Raw genomic sequence first — 2911 nt, forward strand, 5'->3', positions numbered from 1 at the left:
GAGAAGCTGCACGACGACCGGCTCGGGCGCACGCACGACTTCACCAACAAGGCCGGTGTCGTCCACAGCGAAGTCATGCTGCCCGAAGGGGCCAATGAAGCCTGGTCCGATCGCGAGCAGCTCTGGAACGATGTTGAGGCTGCCGAGCTACGCAAGGACGCGCAGCTGGCCCGCGAGATCGAGTTCGCTCTGCCACGCGAGATGACCCAGCAGCAGGCGATCGAGCTGACGCGGGACTTTGTCAAAGCCGAGTTTGTCGATCGCGGCATGATCGCCGATCTCAATGTCCATTGGGACATCGGCGCAGATGGCGAGACGAAGCCGCACGCGCATGTGATGCTGACTATGCGCGAGATCGTTGTCGGCGAAGATGGGAGCGCGACATTTGGCGCAAAGGTGCGCGACTGGAACCGCACTGAACTGCTGACCCACTGGCGCGAAGCCTGGGCTGACCATGCGAACCAGCGCATGGCCGACCTCGATATCGATGCACGGATCGATCATCGCTCACTGGCAGCACAAGGCATCGACCTCGAACCACAGTCCAAGATCGGCGCAGCGGCATCGCGCATGGCGGGCGAGGGGCTTTCGCCCGAGCGCTTGGCTGAGCATGCCGATATCGCGCGATCGAACGGCGCGAAGATCATTGCCGATCCGAACATTGCCCTCAATGCGATCACGCATCAGCAGGCCACGTTCACGACGCGCGATCTTGCGATGTTTGCGCATCGCCACAGTGCCGACAAGGAGCAGTTTGATGCGGTGATGTCGGCGGTGAAGAGTGCGCCAGAGCTCATAGCGCTGGGCAAGGACGGCAAGGGCAACGACCGGTTCACTTCGCGCGAGATGATCGAGACCGAACAGCGGCTTGAGCGTGCGACGATCCGGCTCGAAGCACGGCGCAGCCATGCCGTGCCTGATCGCTATCGCGAACTTGCTCTGGCCAATGCAAAGTCGCGCGGCATGGACCTGTCCGCCGAGCAGCGCGGCGCGCTGGAGCATGTCACATCGGCCAAGGGCGTCAGCAACGTCATCGGATATGCCGGAACGGGGAAAAGCGCGATGCTGGGGGTAGCGCGCGAGGCATGGGAGCGCGCTGGCTATACGGTGCAGGGGGCAGCCCTGTCCGGCATTGCAGCCGAAGGGCTGGAGCATGGCTCGCGCATCCCATCGCGCACGCTCGCCAGCCTGGAGCATCAATGGGCGCAGGGCAGAGAGAAGCTCACCAGCACTCATATCGTGGTTATCGATGAGGCTGGCATGCTTGGCACGCGTCAGATGGAGCGTGTAATCTCTGAAGCCGAGCGCGCTGGTGCGAAGGTCGTGATGGTCGGCGATCCGCAGCAGTTGCAGGCGATCGAGGCAGGCGCTGCGTTCCGTGCTGCGGCGGAGCGCCATGGCGCGGTGGAGATCGCTTCGATCCGGCGGCAGCAGATCGACTGGCAGCGAGAAGCGACGCGCGAGCTGGCCACCGGCAGAACGGGCGAGGCGCTCGGTCGCTATGAGCAGGCTGGGAACATCCATGTTGCCGAGACACGTGAAGTGGCGCGCGCCGATCTTGTCGATGCCTGGGATCGGGACCGGCAGGCGAAGCCAGATGCCAGCCGGATCATCTTGACGCACACCAATGACGAGGTCCGGGCGCTCAACGAAGCGGTGCGCGAGAAGGTTCAGGCCAGCGGTGATCTGGGCGAAGACGTTGCGTTGAAGGTTGAGCGCGGCGCGCGGATGTTTGCCGATGGAGACCGGATCATGTTCCTGAAGAATGAGCGCTCGCTGGGCGTGAAGAACGGATCGCTCGGCACTGTCGAGAGCGTCAGCGCTTTGCGCATGTCGGTGAAGCTCGACGATGGCAAAGCCGTGGCGTTCGACCTCAAGGATTATGCCCATATCGATCATGGCTATGCAGCGACCATCCACAAGGCGCAGGGCATGACAGTCGACCAGGTCAAGCTGCTGGCGACACCGGGCATGGATAGCCATGGGGCCTATGTCGCGCTGTCGCGGCATCGCTCTCAGGTCGATCTACACTACGGTAAGGATGACTTTGCCGATCGCAAGGCGCTGGTGCGCACGCTCAGCCGAGAGCGGGGCAAGGATATGGCCAGCGATTACGCCCGGCAGCCGGAAAAGACAGCTGAGGTCTCCCGGCCGCAGCTTGAGGGTCGCGCTGGTTTGAAGGTCAGTCGCAGCGGCTACCTGGCCGATCTGCTCAAGGGCGCGTCTGCAACGCCCCAGCGCGAGCCGGTTGCGCAGGCGCGGGTGAAAGTCGCATTGCCGGAACACGCGAGCGACAAACAAGCTTTCGACAAGGCCGTGCAGCGGTTTGCGCGAGTGGCGCAGGACATTGTCGCCATGCGCGACAAGGGGCTTCAGCCGCTGTCTTCGCAGCGGACTGCGCTGAACAAAGCCGGGGCGGAGCTCAACGCGCTGACGCCGGACAGCTTTGGCGATCTGCGCAAGGCGGTGAACAGGGACCTCAGCCTGATCCCTGAGGCAGTAAAGGGCCGCACCGATCGGGCGATCCAGGCGATGGAGCAGCAGGCGAAGTTGCGTATCGAGGCGCAGCGCATTGCGGCTGCCAATGAGCGGCGGGCCGATGTCTTTGTCGATCAGTGGCAGCGGCAGTCCGAGCAGTACAAGGGACTTCGCAAGAGCGGCAGCTGGTCGGCTTCTGACAAGGTACGGGCCTCTCTGATTGGTATGGCGAAAGGGTTGGAGCGAGATCCGCAGCTTGAGTCTGTGCTGGCAAACCGGCGTCCGCAGCTTGGGCTGGACGCCATGAGCAAGAAAACGCTGTCTCAGGACCTCCAGAAATCGCTCGGTCTCTCGCGTGGACTGGGGATGGGGATGTAGGCGTGCGGAATGGATGATGCCGATTCCGACCCCAGTCCCGACGAAATACCGATGG

At 63.2% G+C, this 2911-nt stretch carries 1 protein-coding gene; it reads left to right on the forward strand.

Annotation, left to right across the window (positions count from 1 at the left end):
- On the forward strand, positions 1-2856 hold a 2856-nt coding region (gene traA, locus IEW00_RS17320), incomplete at its 5' end, for a Ti-type conjugative transfer relaxase TraA (RefSeq protein ID WP_188515685.1).
- Positions 2857-2911: the final 55 nt, after the last annotated feature.

This window comes from Blastomonas aquatica (genome assembly GCF_014639875.1).
GTDB lineage: Bacteria > Pseudomonadota > Alphaproteobacteria > Sphingomonadales > Sphingomonadaceae > Blastomonas > Blastomonas aquatica.